Origin of the sequence: Algibacter luteus (assembly GCF_900141715.1) — a bacterium.
GTDB lineage: Bacteria > Bacteroidota > Bacteroidia > Flavobacteriales > Flavobacteriaceae > Arenitalea > Arenitalea lutea.
This window is the reverse complement of record NZ_FQYK01000001.1, coordinates 94,545-112,550: the sequence shown is the minus strand read 5'-3', so window position 1 is coordinate 112,550 and position 18,006 is coordinate 94,545. Positions and strand designations below refer to the sequence as shown.

The 18,006-nt window shown below is 34.2% G+C and carries 12 protein-coding genes; 5 read left to right on the top strand and 7 right to left on the bottom strand.

Annotated elements, in window-relative coordinates; all coding sequences use genetic code 11:
- Positions 1 to 95: 95 nt before the first annotated feature.
- Positions 96 to 2,471 (bottom strand): heavy metal translocating P-type ATPase, encoded by a 2,376-nt coding sequence (locus tag BUA46_RS00465; RefSeq protein WP_019387067.1) that lies wholly within the window; start codon positions 2,469 to 2,471, stop codon positions 96 to 98.
- Positions 2,472 to 2,576: 105 nt separating this feature from the next.
- On the opposite strand from BUA46_RS00465, the gene BUA46_RS00460 reads away from it, so the two are divergent.
- The 5 genes from BUA46_RS00460 to BUA46_RS00440 all read left to right on the top strand — a co-directional run bounded on the left by BUA46_RS00460 (position 2,577) and on the right by BUA46_RS00440 (position 9,741).
- Positions 2,577 to 3,254, top strand: coding sequence for a Crp/Fnr family transcriptional regulator (locus BUA46_RS00460; RefSeq protein ID WP_019387068.1), 678 nt, complete (start codon positions 2,577 to 2,579; stop codon positions 3,252 to 3,254).
- A 162-nt stretch (positions 3,255 to 3,416) separates the two neighbouring features.
- On the top strand, positions 3,417 to 4,544 hold the full coding sequence (locus BUA46_RS00455; protein ID WP_019387069.1) for a vWA domain-containing protein: 1,128 nt from the start codon (positions 3,417 to 3,419) through the stop codon (positions 4,542 to 4,544).
- Between the two features lie 82 nt (positions 4,545 to 4,626).
- Positions 4,627 to 6,093 (top strand): hypothetical protein, encoded by a 1,467-nt coding sequence (locus BUA46_RS00450; RefSeq protein ID WP_026009993.1) that lies wholly within the window; start codon positions 4,627 to 4,629, stop codon positions 6,091 to 6,093.
- 263 nt (positions 6,094 to 6,356) lie between these two features.
- On the top strand, positions 6,357 to 8,444 hold the full coding sequence (locus BUA46_RS00445) for an HAD-IIB family hydrolase (protein WP_019387071.1): 2,088 nt from the start codon (positions 6,357 to 6,359) through the stop codon (positions 8,442 to 8,444).
- Between the two features lie 16 nt (positions 8,445 to 8,460).
- A complete protein-coding gene (locus BUA46_RS00440) occupies positions 8,461 to 9,741 on the top strand; it encodes a glycosyltransferase (RefSeq protein WP_019387072.1) in 1,281 nt (426 codons plus the stop codon).
- 9 nt (positions 9,742 to 9,750) lie between these two features.
- On the opposite strand, the gene BUA46_RS00435 is transcribed toward BUA46_RS00440, so the two are convergent.
- From BUA46_RS00435 to BUA46_RS00410, 6 genes are all read right to left on the bottom strand, one after another.
- Positions 9,751 to 10,242 (bottom strand): YdeI/OmpD-associated family protein, encoded by a 492-nt coding sequence (locus BUA46_RS00435; RefSeq protein ID WP_019387073.1) that lies wholly within the window; start codon positions 10,240 to 10,242, stop codon positions 9,751 to 9,753.
- Positions 10,243 to 10,244: 2 nt separating this feature from the next.
- Positions 10,245 to 10,817, bottom strand: a complete 573-nt coding sequence (locus BUA46_RS00430; protein WP_019387074.1) for a YdeI/OmpD-associated family protein — start codon at positions 10,815 to 10,817, stop codon at positions 10,245 to 10,247.
- A gap of 5 nt (positions 10,818 to 10,822) precedes the next feature.
- On the bottom strand, positions 10,823 to 12,469 hold the full coding sequence (locus BUA46_RS00425) for a M1 family metallopeptidase (RefSeq protein WP_019387075.1): 1,647 nt from the start codon (positions 12,467 to 12,469) through the stop codon (positions 10,823 to 10,825).
- Positions 12,470 to 12,569: 100 nt separating this feature from the next.
- A complete protein-coding gene (locus BUA46_RS00420; RefSeq protein ID WP_019387076.1) occupies positions 12,570 to 14,372 on the bottom strand; it encodes an acyl-CoA dehydrogenase FadE in 1,803 nt (600 codons plus the stop codon).
- 24 nt (positions 14,373 to 14,396) lie between these two features.
- Positions 14,397 to 15,587, bottom strand: coding sequence for an acetyl-CoA C-acyltransferase (locus BUA46_RS00415; protein WP_019387077.1), 1,191 nt, complete (start codon positions 15,585 to 15,587; stop codon positions 14,397 to 14,399).
- 4 nt (positions 15,588 to 15,591) lie between these two features.
- Positions 15,592 to 18,000 (bottom strand): 3-hydroxyacyl-CoA dehydrogenase/enoyl-CoA hydratase family protein, encoded by a 2,409-nt coding sequence (locus BUA46_RS00410; RefSeq protein WP_019387078.1) that lies wholly within the window; start codon positions 17,998 to 18,000, stop codon positions 15,592 to 15,594.
- Positions 18,001 to 18,006: the final 6 nt, after the last annotated feature.

The following is an 18,006-nucleotide window of genomic DNA, read 5'->3' as shown; positions in this document are numbered from 1 at the left end:
TGATATTTATCATATTAGATATATAATTTTAACTTATTAAGCACTCGTATTCTTGAATTCAGTTTAACAATTGTGTTGAATTTTGATTTTTAAATCTATTTCAATTTTCGACCTATTATATTTGTGCATATAGTTGTGAAAGCCACTATGCTTATAGAGCTTAAAGGCATCAAAATAGCTGCAACAACGGGTTCCAACTGGCCAGTAACCGCAAAATATAAGCCGATGATATTGTAAATAAAGGACAAGGCAAAACTCCATTTAATTATCTTAATGGCGCCTTTACTTGCTTTTATGTAATTGTAAATCTGATTGAATTTTGAAGCATCTAAAATAGCATCACAAGCAGGGGAAAACACATTCACATTTTCCGAAATCGCAATACCAACATCACTTTGTGCCAAAGCGCCAGCATCATTTAATCCGTCTCCAATCATTAATACCGTTGCGCCTTCACTTTGATGATATTTTATATATTCAAGTTTGTCTTCTGGCTTTTGGTTAAAAAGGAGTTTGGTTTTAGTAGGAAGTAATTTGGTTAAATTGCTTTTTTCACCTGCATTGTCACCAGATAAAATAACTAAATCATATTCAGATTTAAGCTTATTAAATAACTTTGATAGTCCTTTTCTATATTTATTGTAAAAGGTAAATTTTCCTTTGTAATGGTTGTTTGTGCTAACATGTACTGTGGTGTTTAGCGTTGCGTTATCGGTTGCTAAACCAACAAATGGTGCAGAACCCACTTTGATGTTATGGTCTTGATATTTGGCTTCAATACCTTTTCCTAAATGCTCTTGATAAGTATCTAAAGTTAAAATATCGTGCTCATTTAAAAGCGTGTATAACGAACGGCTTAAAGGATGGTTAGAGCCTCGAAGCGTACTTTTTAATAAAGATTCTTCAGCAGTTGTAAGTTCCAACCCTTCGTAATCAATTGTGGTTTCTTTATTAGCAGTTATTGTTCCAGTTTTATCAAAAATGATGGTGTTTATTTTGGCAAGTTGCTCAATTACCGAAGCATTTTTTAGGTAGAATTTTTTCTTTCCTAAAATGCGTAACATGTTACCAAATGTAAACGGAGCAGAAAGGGCTATGGCGCAAGGGCAAGCAATAATTAAAACTGAAGTAAAAACGTTCAATGCTTTACTAGAATCTGTAAAAAGCCAAAATGATGTAGCTACGAAAGCAATCAATAAAATAGTAATGGTAAAGCGTTTACTAATACTATTTGTAATGTTTGTAAACGATAATTCTTTGTCATGTTTAAATACATCGTTACTCCACAGTTGGGTAAGATAACTTTGCTCAACCGAGTTTAAAACATCAACCTCTATACTACCGTCCAATTGTTTGCCTCCTGCAAAAAGTTTATCGCCAGATTGTTTAGAAACCGTTTTTGATTCGCCCGTAACAAAACTATAATCAATTCTCGCTTTGCCTTTTATGAGAATACAATCAACAGGAATTAATTCTTCGTTTCTAATTAAAAGTCTATCGCCTTTTTCTATGTCATAAACTTGAATGGATTCTTCCTTGTCCTCTGAAGTGATTTTAGTTATTCCAATTGGGAAGTAAGATTTATAATCCCTTTCAAAAGATAAAAAAGTATAGGTTTTCTGCTGAAAAAATTTCCCAAGTAGTAAAAAGAAAATTAAGCCCGTTAAGCTATCAAAGAAGCCAGTGCCTAAATCGAAAACAATTTCCCAGGTACTTCTAATAAAGAGTACAGATGCGCCCAATGCAATTGGGACATCAATATTCAATATCTTAGATCGAAGCCCTTTATATGCAGATATGAAGTAATCTTGAGCTGCATAAAAAATCACTGGAACTGAAAATGCAAACATGAGCCACCTAAAAAGGGGTTTGAATTGTTCTAGCCAAAATTCCCCAACTTGAAAATACTCTGGAAAAGATAAAAACATCACATTTCCAAACGCAAAACCTGCAACACCTAATTTGTAAATTAGCGATCTGTCTACACGTTTTTTGCCTACGCTGTAATCATCTAAACTTATATAGGGTTCGTAACCAATACTGCTTAAAAGCGTCACCACATCTTTCAATGATACCCTTTCAAAATTGAACGAGACCCTTACTGTTTTCTTTCCAAAATTTACGATTGAAGAATTTATATCTGGATTTAATTTGTTTAAATTTTCAAGTATCCAAATACAAGAACTACAATGAATATGCGGAATGTAAAGTGTTATGATTTGGGTGTCTTCGTCATTAAATTCAAGCAATTGATCAACAATTTTAGGGTTATCTAAAAAGTTGTACTTGCCTTCTATGTCTTTGGGCGTTGCTCCTGGCGCATTTTGTAAATCGTAATAACAACCTAAATCATTTGTAGAAAAGATTTCGTATACCGTTTTGCAGCCATTGCAACAAAAAGGTTTGTTGTCAAACATGATTTTAGATGCATCTGCTTCTAAACCACAATGAAAACATGCGTTTTTACTCATTTTAATTTGCTCTTTTATACCTGATGCAAAATTGAAGAGTAAAGCAGAATTAAAATATGATATTAATCATGATTTGTTTATTTTTACGCTCTGTAAAGAGGTGCTATGAGTAAATGTGAGCAATGTATTATCAAGCAGTTTAATTCCTTAAAGTCTTTAACCAAAGACGAATTAGTGCGTATATCGGCATGTAAAACTTCAAAGAAAATAAAAAAAGGAGAGGTTATTTTTGAAGAAGGAGAAATGTTAAACGGCGTCTATTGTGTTAGAGATGGAATCTGTAAATTAACTAAATTAAGCGAAAACGGTAAAGACCAAATCGTGAAAATGGTTGTAAAAGGACAGTTGTTAGGGCAACGATCTATTATAAGTGATGAAGCTTCAAATTTACAAGCTATAGCATTAAATGATATGGAGGTTTGCTTTATCCCTAAAAGTGAAATAATCGCAGATTTACAAAAAAATCCCAAGTTCTCATTCGATGTATTAAAAGATATGGCAAGTGATTTAAGAGAAGCCGACGATGTTATTGTGAATATGGCTCAAAAATCGGTACGTCAGCGTTTAGCTGAATCCCTGATATATATTCATGAAAATTTTGGAGTAAATCCAGATGGCACATTGAGTATCCTTTTATCGCGAGAAGACTATGCTAGTATCGTTGGTACAGCTACAGAATCTGCAATTAGGGTGTTGTCTCAGTTTAAAAAAGATGGCCTTATTTCAACAATTGGTAAATTTATCAAGATTGAAGATTTGAATGGCTTAAAGCGCATAGAATAATAAGTTAGTCGTTTGGTTCTAAAGCTTTTTTGGAGCTTCTTTTTATTTCGGTCTATTTTTTAAAACATTTTTAACGGTTTTTACTTTCTTTTTAGAAGATTTATATAAATAGTTGTTAATGTTAAAGTTCTTATTGTAGAAATGTAGTATTTTTATAACGCTATGAAACACAATAAAACACCAAGAAAAGGTTTCGTTTTTAAAAAATACGAATCGCCTAATCAATCACCGTTCGATAAACTTTTCGAAATATTTAAAGAACTCATTACGCATACTTCTGGCGATTTTGATGAAGCCATAGATTGGTTGCGTGAGTTAGATAAAGAATATAAACTGACGACGCCAGAGTACACTATTGAAGATTTTATTGAAGATTTAAAACAAAAAGGGTATTTACGAGAAGAAATAGATCCGGACGGCAACGGCACATTGGAAATTACTTCAAAAACAGAACGGGCCATTCGGCAGCAAGCATTAGATCATATATTTGGAAAAATAAAACGCAGTGGTCAAGGTAACCATAAAAGCAAAGGGATTGGTATTGGTGATGAGCACACTGGGGATTTTAGAAATTACCAGTTTGGAGATGCATTAGATAAGGTATCAATGACCGAAAGTTTGAAAAATGCCCAAATCAATCATGGGATATCCGATTTTAATTTGACTGAAGACGATTTGGTTGTTGAGGAGACTCTGCATAAATCTCAGATGAGTACGGTTTTAATGATTGATATTAGCCACAGTATGATTCTTTATGGCGAAGATCGTATCACACCTGCCAAAAAAGTGGCTATGGCGCTTGCAGAACTTATTACAACACGCTACCCAAAAGATACGCTGGATATATTAGTTTTTGGTAACGATGCGTGGCAGATTGAAATTAAAGATTTACCCTATTTAAAAGTTGGACCCTATCATACAAATACGGTTGCAGGATTGCAATTGGCTATGGATTTACTGAGACGTAAACGAAACACGAACAAACAAATATTCATGATTACTGATGGTAAACCTAGTTGTTTACGACAACCAGATGGTACATATTACAAGAACAGTAACGGTCTGGATACCCATATTGTCAATAAATGTTATATGATGGCGCAACAAGCAAGAAAATTACATATTCCCATCACAACATTTATGATAGCTAAAGACAGCTATTTAATGCAATTTGTGCGTGAGTTTACTTATGCTAATCAGGGCAAAGCTTTTTATACAGGTTTAAAAGGTTTAGGTGAAATGATTTTTGAGGATTACGAGACCAATAGAAAAAAAAGAATTAGAGGATAAATAAAGAACTTTTAGCAAATAGCATTGAGTCTCATTTAGTTTGATTCGCTTAAAGCTAGAAGTAACAATTCAAAAGCTAAATATGAAAATAGAAACAATAAAAACACTAGGTGATTTAAAAAAAGCCAGATATCAAAGTAAAACTATTAAGGATGAATTACGAGATAATTTAATTAAAAAACTAAAGAATAAGGAAACCACTTTTGAAGGAGTTCATGGTTATGAAAACACTGTTATTCCAGAGCTTGAACGTGCTATTTTATCTCGGCATAATATAAACTTATTAGGCTTACGCGGACAAGCAAAAACAAGGCTTGCACGATTAATGTTGAATTTGTTAGATGAATATATTCCTGTAGTTGAAGGATCCGAAATTAATGACGATCCACTTAATCCAATATCGCGTTTTGCTAAAGAAATAATTAAAGAAAAGGGTAATGAAACACCTATATCTTGGCTCCATAGAAGTGAACGATTTGCTGAAAAATTAGCCACACCCGACGTTACAGTGGCAGATATTATAGGTGATGTAGATCCTATTAAAGCTGCCAATTTAAAATTAAGTTATGCTGATGATCGAGTAATCCATTACGGTATGATTCCTAGAGCCAACCGATGCATTTTTGTTATTAACGAATTACCCGATTTACAAGCCAGAATACAAGTGGCATTATTTAATATTTTACAAGAAGGCGATATTCAAATAAGAGGATTTAAATTACGTTTACCTCTTGATATTCAGTTTTTATTCACGGCAAATCCTGAAGATTATACTAATAGAGGCAGTATAGTTACGCCCTTAAAAGATAGAATTGGCTCTCAAATATTAACGCATTATCCTGTAGATATTGAAACCGCAAGACTTATTACTGAGCAAGAAGCCAAATTGGTTGAAGGTCAAAAGACAACTGTTATTGTTCCAGATTTAGCTAGAGATTTACTCGAACAAATTGTATTTGAAGCAAGGGAGAGCGAATTAATTGACGCTAAAAGTGGGGTAAGTGCGCGTTTAAGTATCACAGCACTAGAAAACTTATTGAGTACCGCAGAGCGTCGCGCGTTAATTAATGGAGATGGTCAAACTACCATTAGGTTATCAGATTTTGTTGGAATTATTCCGGCTATTACGGGAAAAGTAGAGTTGGTTTATGAAGGTGAGCAGGAGGGCGCAGCAATGGTAGCTTATAACTTAATTGGCGATGCCGTAAAAAGTTTGTTTACAGAGTTTTTTCCGAAAATAAGCAAGCTTCAAAAAGAAGATGAAGATGGTCCATACGATGATATTGTTTCATGGTTTTTTAATTTGAAAGAAGGTTTCGAACTGTTGGATGATTTAAGAGATAAGGAATACAAAAACTTAATAAATGCAATTTCACCTTTGGATGATTTACTCGGAAAGTATCAACCAAACCTAACAAAACAAGATAGTTACTTTGTGAAGGAATTTGTGCTTTGGGCTCTTGTCGAATTTAAAGTATTGAGTAAACATAGGTTTACAGAAGGTATTCAATTTAAAGACCCTTATGGAAGTTTTATAAGCGGTATTTAAATAAATACAAAAATTACTTTTAAATGTGTTTGCTTTTCTATTAAAGTAAACACATTTTTATTTAAACCTAAATTTCGTTCTTATTAAATCCTCAAAAAAGCTATAGGTGGTTTCTGATATTCTTAATCAAAGAGACGCAAATTGACACATTCTAATTATTGCTAAAAACAGGTGAAATTTGCTTGTTTTGGGTTCGTTTTAGTAGTATTTTAATCAAAAATGGATAAAAAACAACAAGAATCATTAATTTTTAAATAATTATTATGAGCAATACTAGTGCTGATTTTGATGCCAAAATACACTTACTTTCTTTCGATATTGATAACACCTTAATAGATTTTCATACCTATAAAAGTAATTTTAAAGCCATCTGGGATAGTTATAAACCTAATAATGTGTTATTAACTTATAATACTGGGCGTTTAATTGATGATGTTTTAAATTTAATTGAAACTGGAGTTCTTCCTGAGCCAGATTACATCATTTCTGGTGTAGGTACCCATATATATAATTTTAAAGAAGGCACAATTGTAAAGGAATTTAACGACATTTTAGATGATGGTTGGGATTTAAAAGCTGTTGAGCAAATTGTCACAAACTTAAATCACCCTATAAGTGAGCAGCCTATTAGATTTCAGCATTCTTATAAAAGAAGTTACTTTTTTCATGGTGCTAGTGCTAAATTAATCAACGACGTAGAGCAACATCTTGCTGATGCGAATATGGACGTAAATGTTGTTTATTCACAAGATAAATATCTAGATATTTTACCCAAGTTTGCCAATAAAGGAAATGCCTTAAACTGGTTGTTAAAAAAACTAAACTTAAATAATAACGAAGTTTTAGTTGCTGGTGATAGTGGTAATGATTCTGCAATGTTTAGCATGAAACATGTCAGAGGAATTGTTGTGGCAAATGCGCATGAAGAATTATATCAATTTACAAAGTATAGAGAGGTATATCATGCAGAACAAGAAATGGGAGATGGTATTATTGAAGGACTTATTTATTTTAATATTCTTCCTGAAGATGCTAAAGTAAATATTGATATTGATCATAGTGATGAATTTTTCATAAAAAAAGAGCTTGACACTATTGCACTGGAAGATGAGGACGAAAAGATTGCATTAATAAAAGAAGGCTATAAAAAGGCTATAGAAGCCTTAAAAAAGAACATCACGCCTTTGGGGTTTTCAGCTTGTTCTATTGAAGACAATGTGGCTCATGGTACCGATGAGAACTACTACAGCGTTTGGGCAAGAGATGGCGCAATAACCGTTATTGGAGCTTTGCCTCTTTTACATAAAGATGAAGAAATTCATAAATGTGCAAGACAAACACTTGTTACATTGTTTGAACACATCTCTAAAAACGGACAAATACCTTCAAATGTTAGAATAAAAGACAATATACCGGATTACTCTGGGGTAGGTGGCATTTGTTCTATTGATAGTGGAATTTGGGTGGTCATTGCTTTTTATGAATATGTTAACGTTACTAAAGACATTAAATTCCTTCGAGATAATATTTCTCAAATCAAGGAAACAATGCGTTGGTTAGGAGCACATGATAGTAATAATGATGCACTTTTAGAAATACCAGAAGCAGGAGACTGGACCGATTTATTTGGAAGAAGCTATAACATTCTGTATGATGAAATTTTATGGTATCGCTCCAACGTGTGTTTTGGTAGAATGTTAGAAATGTTAGGTGAACATGAGCAAGCAGGTGAGTATATTCGTTGGTCACAGGTTATCAAAAAAGAAATTCTCCAAAATTTTTGGCCTTCTACCAAACAGCAGTTATTCCAATCGGTGTCTTTTGCAGAAAAGCAATTTACCCTTGGAGATACTTCTTATTTAATTGCACAAACAACACCATTTGATTTTAGTTGGCGATGCGACATCTTAGGCAATATTCTAGCTTTTTTACATGGCACACTAGATTCAGAAAAAGCGCATCAAACTTTTAAGTTTATGTTAGGTGTTGGTGTAAACGATCCGTTTCCTGTAGTTAATGTGTACCCAGTAGTAAGCCCTGGTGATCCGGATTGGAGACCTTATTATACTGTGAATCTTTTAAATCTTCCAAATCATTATCATAACGGCGGTATTTGGCCATTTGTAGGTGGTTTTTGGGTGAAATTTGTTAATAAACTCGGTTATAAAGAAATGGCAATTTCAGAGCTACACAAACTAGCATTAATAAATAAGGAAGGCATCAATGAAGAGTGGGAATTTACAGAATGGGCGCATGGCACTACAGGAAAACCCATGGGTAAAGCATATCAAGCGTGGTCTGCAGCACAGTATATTTCTGCTTGTCATGATTTAAAAATAATTAAGAATTAACTAAAATATTAGAATTATGAAATCAATTTTAATGATCTCCTTACATGGCTATGTTGGTGCAAATCCAGAGTTAGGTAAACCAGATACAGGCGGGCAAGTTGTTTATGTTTTAGAGTTAGCGGAACGCTTTAGTAGATTGGGTAAAAAGGTGGATTTAGTAACACGTCAATTTGAAAATCAACCTGAATATGACCATGTAGATGAAAATTATAGTGTATGGCGTATTCCTTTTGGTGGTAAAAACTTTATCAGAAAAGAAGATATGCACGATCATCTAAAAAAGTTTGTAACAAATTGTTTAGCTTCTATAAAAAAAGAAGGTAAAAAATATGATGTTGTTTATTCGCATTACTGGGATGCTGGTTTTGCAGGTCAAAAAATAGCGGAAGAACTCGGTATTTCGCATGTACATACACCTCATTCTGTTGGATGGTGGAAGCAGCATACAATGGGAAGCGATATGGATGAAAAGGTAATGGAGAAAACTTACCGTTTTAAAGAACGTATTCGAAAAGAATATTTCATTTATCAAATGTGTAATCATATTATAGCAACAACAATTCCTCAAGTTGATTTGCTTACTAAACAGTATGATGTTTTGCCTAAAAACTGTACAATGATTCCACCTGGGATTGACGAAAATCGATTTTTCCCTGTACCTACGAAAGAGAATGATAAAATTAGAATTAAATACGATATTCACCCCACTGATATTCTGACATTAGGAAGAATGGCACACAATAAAGGTTACGACTTACTCATCCAATCTTTGCCAACAGTATTTGAACTTTGCCCTGAAGCACGATTAGTCGCAGCAATTGGTAGTGATAAATCAGATCAAGATGATGAAGGAGTGGCAAAATTGAAGAAATTAGCAACCGAACTAGGTGTAATGGATAAAATAAAATGGAAAAACTATATTGCCGATGAAGATTTGGCTAATGTATATCGTTCTGCAAATATTTTTGCAATGCCCTCTAGATACGAGCCCTTTGGTATGGTTGCCATTGAAGCTATGGCTTGCGGTACTCCTAGCGTAATTACAGTTCATGGTGGTTTATATGATTTGATTGATTTTGGGAATCAGGCATTATTTGCAGACCCACATAGACCTTTAGAGTTTGGAGCTATGATGTCTATGCCGTTATTATACCCTAAAATGCGTAACGAACTTTCTGTTGAAGGTGCGCGTTTTGCTCGACGTAATTTTGGTTGGACGGGAATTGCGAAACGTATGATAGAAGTATTTAAAAGCTCAATTAACCAACGAACCATGGAATCAAATCTATTTTATTAATCTTAGGAATTAAAATTTAGATTTTAAAATTGTGTAAGGATCTAGATGTCCACGTTTTAAATTTTCACATAAAATTAAGGACTTATCTATTTTAGTTTGGCTGTTTTTAAATCTTGAAACAGCGTAGATGATGCTTCTTTTTTTGCCTGGTGTTAAGGTTTCAAAAATATTGTAAGCTTCGTAATCGCTCAAAAATACAGCATCTAATTCCTCGGGCATGTCAACGCCATATTTTGAATTATCTTCAAATAACTGTATTTCAAAATAATCGTTTTGAAATACACCTAAATCCTTTTGAAGTCGCTTGCCAAACATCATCCTATATTCATTAGTCTTTTTATTTTTCTTTATGGCAGCATAAAATGATATAGATTTACCTTTATAAAAAGCTTTGACTTTTACACGATTTTGTTTGGCTTGTTCAAAGGATATAAAGACATTTTCTGGAATACTAAGATGGTACTGACTTAATAAGCCAACGGAGAATTTTTTACTTTTCATAACTACCAGGTATTCCTCGATTTTATATTATCGTGACATAAACGAATTATTTCTTTTATCCGTTTTTCTCGTGTGGTTTCACGTTTTGCTTGATTGAGCCAATACAAATAACTTTTTCTGTAAGAAGGGGCAAAGTTTTGATAATTTTCAAAGGCTTTTGGATTTTTATCGAAAGCAATTTGCAATGCTTTAGGAACAATTCCCTTTTCAACATCATCCAAAGCGGTCCAACTACCATTCTGTTTAGCTATTTCTATGGTTTTTAATCCACTTTCATGCATTAAATTCTTGGAGATTAGCTCTTTTAAATGTGTTTTGTTCAATGCACTCCAAACACTTTTAGGGTTTCTGGGTGTAAAATATTGTCTGCGCTTACCATTGCCCAAACTTTTTACTGTAGAGTCTATCCAACCATAACATAAAGCTACTTTTACGGCTTCTTCCCAACGCATGGAATCATTTTCGTGTTCTACTTTATAAAAAATGAGGTAAATACCAGCACAACAATGGTGATTATTATGCAGCCAATTTCGCCATTCTTTATCGCTTTTAAAATAGAGTTCGGGTAATTTCAATGCGCTTAAATTTTTTGGCTATAAATATAAAAATCTGGGTCTATTTTAATGGTAGATTGTTTTGACTCTAAATTCATTGTTTGCCAATCAGCTTTTGGGAATAACCACATATCTTCATCGTTAATTATAACTTGAATTGGCATATCAAAACCTTCAACAATATTAATCCAACGATACTTCAATGTTTTTTTATTGATAGTATATTCTAATGTTGGAACCTTTGTTGTTCTTAAATATTGATTGAAAAACTCTGTTAAATCAATACCTGTTTCCTGACTTAAAAAATCTTCAATTTGCTTACTTGAAACCGTTTGATGGTAAAAGGTTACATTCATTTTACGCAAAATCTTGCGCCATTTTTCATCATCTTCAATAAGTTGTCGAAGTGTATGTAGCATATTAGCGCCTTTGTAATACATATCAGATGAGCCTTCTTTATTTACATCATAATAGCCTATAAGAGGTCGGTCGTTTTGAATATTCTTTCGAGTGCCTATCACATATTCTGCAGAAGCTTGTTTCCCAAAATGATAATCTAAATATAAGTTTTCAGAATAAGCGGTAAAACCTTCGTGTATCCACATATCAGCAACATCTTTGTTGGTAATATTATTAGCAAACCACTCATGGCCCGCTTCATGAACGATAATAAAATCGAATTTTAAACCCCAACCAGTTCCTGATAAATCATTTCCTAAATAACCATTTTGGTATTCGTTACCGTAGGTTACTGAACTTTGGTGTTCCATTCCTAAATATGGCACCTCAACAAGCTTAAAACTGTCTTTGTAAAACGGATATTGTCCAAACCAATGCTCGAATGCTTCCATCATCATAGGGACTTGCTTAAACTGTTCTTTGGCCTTTTCTAGGTTATAACTTAAAACATAATAATCTAAATCTAGATTTCCTGCCATCCCATCATATACTTCTGAGAAATTTACATAATCTCCGATATTGATATTGACGCCGTAATTATTAATCGGGTTTTTCACAATCCAAGTATAGGTTTTGGTATCTCCTATTTGATCTACTCGACGTAATCTTCCGTTTGAAACGTTGGTTAATTTACTAGGAACGTTTACACTAATTTTCATGCTATCTACTTCATCGTACATATGGTCTTTACAGGGCCACCAAACACTGGCGCCTAATCCTTGACAGGATGAAGCTATAAAATGATTGCCGTTTTTGTCTTTTTTCCATGAAATACCTCCGTCCCACGGTGCTTTTACAGCTTCTCTCGGATGCCCTTGGTAGTGCACTATTAATTCATTCACTTCATCTACATTTTGATTATCAGGTAGTGAAATAAAATGCGCATTGCCATCTTGCTTAATTTTTAATTCTTTTCCGTTTTGAACTGCTTTTAATAGTTCCATTGGTGGTTGTAAATCAATCTGCATGACAGAGTCTTGATCTAAAACTTTGTATTGAATAGTGTTTTTTCCAGAAATGAATTTATTTTCAGGATCTACCTTAATATCGAGATGATAATACGTTAAATCCCACCATTCGCGCTCTGGGGTTATGCTACCTCTCAAGGTGTCTTGTCTTGTAAACTCTGTTTTCTCAGAAAGTAAACCTTGAGCTTGAATATTTACAAAAGGAGTTATAAAAAAAACTAAAAATAAGATGTAAACTGTTTTCATTAAAAATAAATTATTTGATATAAAGATAATGAAATAAAAAAACGCCTCGAAAATTAGTTCGAAGCGCCTTTAATAATAGAATTAGTCACTCAATATATTATTAAAAACAATACTTGTTTTCTTTAATTACTTTATCTGCAATGATATTACGAAGCTCAATAATGTTTGGCATGTTCACGTATTTAATGTAACGTTTTAAGCCCATTAACATCATACGTTGCTCATCTCCAGAAGAGAAGGAAATAATAGAATGTTTTCCAGCAGTTTCAATAACATCTATAGCATGAAACAAGTTTAATTTGGCCATAGCTATCTGTTCTTTTACTTTGTCTTCACCTTGTTTCTTCGCCATTTTTTCTGCACGAAGAATAGCAGATTCTGCAAGGTATATCTGAATTAAAATATCCGAAGCTGCCAACATAAGCTGTTGTTGCGCCTCAATTTTTTCACCATATTTCTGAAGAGCAGCACCAGAAACCATTAAAAAGAGTTTTTTAAGGTTCTTTATAATACTTTTTTCTTCTGAAAATAATGCTGAAAAATCTGGAACATCAAATGAAGGTATTCCAGTAAGTTCTTTAGCTACCTCTTGAGCAGGACCTAACAAGTCTACATGGCCTTTCATAGCTTTTTTAATAAGCATACCTATTGAAAGCATTCGGTTTATTTCGTTGGTACCTTCATAAATTCTCGCAATTCTAGCATCTCTCCAAGCAGATTCGATTGGTGTTTCTTCAGAGAAGCCCATTCCACCGTAAATTTGAATACCTTCATCTGAACAATTTTGAATGAATTCTGAAACAGCTACTTTAAGAATAGAACATTCAATGGCGTACTCTTCTACACCTTTTAATTCAGCTTCTTGATGTGTGTCTTTGCCGTTATTTTGACGAATCGTAATTCGGTCTTCTATATTTTTTGAAGCGCGATAAGTTGCCGCTTCTCCGACCCAGCAATTCGTAGCCATTTCAGCTATTTTTTGACGGATAGCACCAAAACTTGAAATAGGAACTTTAAATTGAATTCTTTCGTTCGCATAATTTACTGATTCTGATATCACACGACGTTGGGCATCTAAACAAGCAGCCGCTAATTTAATTCTACCTACGTTTAGTGCGTTCATTGCAATTTTAAATCCGTTACCTCGTGTTGAAAGCATATTTTCTGCGGGCACAACGGTATCGTTAAAGAATACTTGTCTTGTAGAAGATGCACGAATACCAAGTTTGTGCTCTTCTTCACCCATGGTAATACCATTTGGGTTTTCAGGATCATATTCTACGATAAATCCAGTAATATTTTTATCATCTTCAATTCTAGCAAAAACAATCATTAGGCTACAAAATCCAGCATTAGAAATCCACATTTTTTGCCCTGTAATTTTATAGGTTTTTCCATCTTCAGATAGCACCGCTTTTGTTTTTCCAGAGTTAGCATCACTTCCCGCACTAGGCTCTGTTAAACAGTAAGAACCAAACCATTCGCCTGAAGCTAATTTTGGTACATACTTTTGTTTTTGTTCTTCATTTCCATATAAAGTAATAGGCATGGTTCCAATCCCTGTGTGAGCTCCAAATGCCGTACTAAACGAGCCTGTTGCACCAGAAATATAGTCACATACTAAAACCGTATCAACAAAACCTAAGCCCATTCCGCCGTATTCTTCTGGAACAGCAATACTTAAAAAGCCTAGTTCTCCGGCTTGTCTCATACACGATTCAGTTAAGGCATAGTCCTTCTTTTCAAATTGTGCTTTTTTAGACCAGATTTCTCTATCAACAAATTCAGTTACAGCTTCTTTCATCATAAGCTGATCTTCATTGAAATCTTCAGGAGTAAAAATGTCTTCACAATCGATTTCTTTTACTAAGAATTGACCGCCACGTAAAATGTCTTTTTCCATTTCTTTACTTTATATTTAGTTTCTTTAATTTAAAAATTCGAAAATACCACAGGCACCTTGCCCTGTTCCTACACACATTGTAACGGCGCCGTATTTACCTTTCATGTTTCGCTGACGCATTTCATCAAATAGTTGTACCGAAAGTTTTGCACCAGTGCAACCTAGCGGATGTCCTAAAGCGATAGCTCCACCATTCACGTTAACAATATCTGGGTTTAAATCTAATTCGCGGATTACAGCTAAAGATTGTGATGCAAAGGCTTCGTTTAACTCGATTAATTCTAAATCTGATTGTTTTAAGCCCGCTAGTTTTAACGCTTTCGGAATAGCTTTAACAGGACCTATACCCATAATTCTAGGTTCTACACCTGCAGCAGCATAATTTACCAATCTTGCAATAGGTTCAAGGTTTAACTCTTTTACCATATCTTCACTCATCACCATAACAAAAGCTGCTCCATCACTCATTTGAGACGAATTTCCAGCAGTTACACTACCGTTTGCAGCAAATACCGGACGTAATTTTGATAAAGCTTCAATGCTTGTTCCTGCACGAGGGCCTTCATCTTTAGTTACGGTATATTTTTTAGTTGCTTTTTTTCCATATTCATCAAGGTAAGTTTGCTCTACATCAATTGGAGCAATTTGATCTTTAAAACGATTTTCAGCTTGCGCCTTCAATGCTTTCATATGTGAATTAAATGCGAACTCATCCTGATCTTCACGAGATACTTTAAATTGTTTTGCAACCGCTTCCGCAGTATTTCCCATACCCCAATAATAATCTTCGTGACCTGCTTTAACCGTGTCGTAATTTAATTCTGGTTTAAACCCTGTCATTGGCACAGAACTCATACTTTCTGCACCACCAGCGATAATACAATCGGCCATTCCAGCTTGAATTTTCGCTGTGGCGATAGCAATCGTTTCAACTCCTGAAGAACAAAAACGATTAACGGTTACTCCTGGAACATCAACACTATTCAATCCAATTAATGAAATAAATCGTGCCATATTTAAACCTTGCGATCCTTCCGGCATAGCATTGCCAACAATAACATCGTCAATTCTCTTTACGTCTAATCCTGGTAATTCCTTCATCATGTATTGAATGGTTTCAGCACCCAATTCATCAGCTCTTTTAAATCGGAAGACTCCTTTTGGAGCTTTACCAACGGCAGTTCTATATGCTTTTACTATATATGCTTGTTTCATTTTCTTAGTTTCTTAATGGTTTTCCTTTAGTCAGCATGTGTTGAATACGTTCTAAGGTTTTTCTTTCTGTACATAACGATAAGAAAGCTTCACGTTCTAGGTCTAGTAAATATTGTTCGGTTACCAGTGTTGGTTCCGATAAATCACCTCCAGCCATAACATATGCGAGTTTATTAGCAATTTTCTTATCATGTTCAGATATATAGTTACTGTCTTCCATAGCGTCTGTTCCAACTAAGAACATTCCTAACGCTTGTTTTCCTAACACCTTAATGTCTTTGCGTTTAACCGGCTGTGTATATCCTATATCTGCCATTAATTTAGCATGTGCTTTCGCCGTTGCTATTTGGCGGTCTTTATTCACAACAACAATATCTTTTCCTTTTTGAAGTACTCCTAAATCAAATGCTTCGTAAGCAGAAGTAGAAACTTTAGCCATACCAATAGTTAAGAAGTATTCCTGTAAAGTATTTAATTCAACATCTCCTTTTTGAAAGGTATCTGCAGCTCTTAAGGCCATTTCTTTAGATCCGGCACCACCTGGAATAACGCCAACTCCAAATTCTACAAGACCCATGTAAGTTTCGGCAGCAGCAACCACTTTATCAGCATGCATAGACAATTCACAAGCACCACCTAAGGACATACCATGAGGCGCTGCAATAGTTGGGATTGATGAATAACGCATACGCATCATCGTATCTTGAAAATATTTTATTGCCGCATTCAATTCGTCGTATTCTTGCTCAACAGCCATCATGAAAATCATTCCAATATTTGCGCCAACAGAGAAGTTTGCTCCTTGATTACCTATAACTAATCCATCAAAATCTTTTTCAGCTAAGTCTATCGCTTTATTCAATCCAGCTAAAACATCGCCACCAATGGTGTTCATTTTAGATTGGAATTCACAATTCAATATACCATCACCTAAGTCTTCAATAACAACTCCAGAATTTTTAAATACTTCATTTGATTTTCTGATGTTGTCTAATATGATGAAGGCATCTTGACCCGGAATTTTAGTTTGTGTTTTTGAAGGAATATCATAATAAAAGGAAGCCCCTTCTTTTACTGTGTAAAAAGATGTGTTTCCAGATGCAATCATGTCATTAACCCAAGCAGCAGGTTCTAATCCTTCAGCTTTCATTAATTCGATACCTTTTTCAACGCCAATAGCATCCCATATTTGGAAAGGACCATGTTCCCAACCAAAACCAGCTTTCATAGCGTCATCAATTTTGTAGAGCTCATCTGTTATTTCAGGGATTCGGTTTGAAACATATGCAAATAGTGCAGTAAAACTTTTGCGATAAAATTCGCCTGCTTTATCTTTTCCAGAAATTAAAACCTTAAAACGGTCTACAACCTTGTCAATTGTTTTAGTCAATTCTAGAGTTGCAAATTTTGCGCGTTTAGCTTCACGATATTCTAAGGTATTTAAATCTAATGAAAGAATTTCTTTAGAGCCATCAGCAGAAACATGCTTTTTGTAGAAGCCTTGTCCTGTTTTGCTACCTAACCATTTTTTTTCCATCATGGTATTGATGAAGTCAGGCAGTTTAAAAAGCTCTGAACGTTCATCGTTAGGGCAATTTTCTCTAATACCATTCGCAACATGCACAAGTGTATCTAAGCCAACAACATCAACAGTACGGAAGGTTGCCGATTTTGGACGACCAATTACCGGTCCAGATAATTTATCAACTTCCTCAATGGTTAAATCTAATTCCTTTACCGCATGAAATAAACTTTGTATGCTAAAAATACCAATTCTATTTCCAATAAATGCTGGTGTATCTTTAGCTATTACTGATGTTTTACCTAAGAATTTCTCACCATATTCATTTAAGAAATCTAAAACAGCAGCATCTGTTTTTGGACCCGGAATGATTTCGAATAATTTTAAGTAACGCGCAGGGTTAAAAAAGTGTGTTCCGCAGAAATGTTTTTGAAAATCTTCAGAACGCCCTTCACTCATAAATTTAATTGGAATACCTGATGTATTCGAAGTAATTAATGTACCAGGAGTTCTATGTTTTTCTAGTTTTTCAAAAACTTGTTGTTTGATGTCTAATCGCTCAACAACAACTTCCAAGATCCAATCTACATGGGCAACTTCAGCAATATCGTCTTCTAAATTACCTGTAGTTATACGGTTTGCAAATGATTGATGATAAATAGGAGAGGGTTTAGATTTTAAAGATGCCGTTAGGGCATCATTAACTAATCTATTTCTAACTATTTTATCTTCCAACGTTAAACCTTTGGCTTTTTCCTTGTCATTTAGTTCTCTAGGAACAATGTCTAATAAAAGGACATCTACACCTATATTGGCAAAATGGCATGCTATACCACTTCCCATTATACCAGAACCAATAATGGCTACTTTTTTAATTCTTCGCTTGCTCATTTTATT

Excerpts from the sequence above, each read along its gene's own strand:
- BUA46_RS00460 (WP_019387068.1), top strand. The coding sequence starts at position 2,577 with ATGAGTAAATGTGAGCAATGTATTATCAAGCAGTTTAATTCCTTAAAG.
- BUA46_RS00435 (WP_019387073.1), bottom strand. The coding sequence starts at position 10,242 with ATGAAAAGTAAAAAATTCTCCGTTGGCTTATTAAGTCAGTACCATCTT.
- BUA46_RS00410 (WP_019387078.1), bottom strand. The coding sequence starts at position 18,000 with ATGAGCAAGCGAAGAATTAAAAAAGTAGCCATTATTGGTTCTGGTATA.
- BUA46_RS00440 (WP_019387072.1), top strand. The coding sequence starts at position 8,461 with ATGAAATCAATTTTAATGATCTCCTTACATGGCTATGTTGGTGCAAAT.
- BUA46_RS00420 (WP_019387076.1), bottom strand. The coding sequence starts at position 14,372 with ATGGAAAAAGACATTTTACGTGGCGGTCAATTCTTAGTAAAAGAAATC.
- BUA46_RS00450 (WP_026009993.1), top strand. The coding sequence starts at position 4,627 with ATGAAAATAGAAACAATAAAAACACTAGGTGATTTAAAAAAAGCCAGA.
- BUA46_RS00415 (WP_019387077.1), bottom strand. The coding sequence starts at position 15,587 with ATGAAACAAGCATATATAGTAAAAGCATATAGAACTGCCGTTGGTAAA.
- BUA46_RS00445 (WP_019387071.1), top strand. The coding sequence starts at position 6,357 with ATGAGCAATACTAGTGCTGATTTTGATGCCAAAATACACTTACTTTCT.
- BUA46_RS00425 (WP_019387075.1), bottom strand. The coding sequence starts at position 12,469 with ATGAAAACAGTTTACATCTTATTTTTAGTTTTTTTTATAACTCCTTTT.
- BUA46_RS00455 (WP_019387069.1), top strand. The coding sequence starts at position 3,417 with ATGAAACACAATAAAACACCAAGAAAAGGTTTCGTTTTTAAAAAATAC.
- BUA46_RS00465 (WP_019387067.1), bottom strand. The coding sequence starts at position 2,471 with ATGAGTAAAAACGCATGTTTTCATTGTGGTTTAGAAGCAGATGCATCT.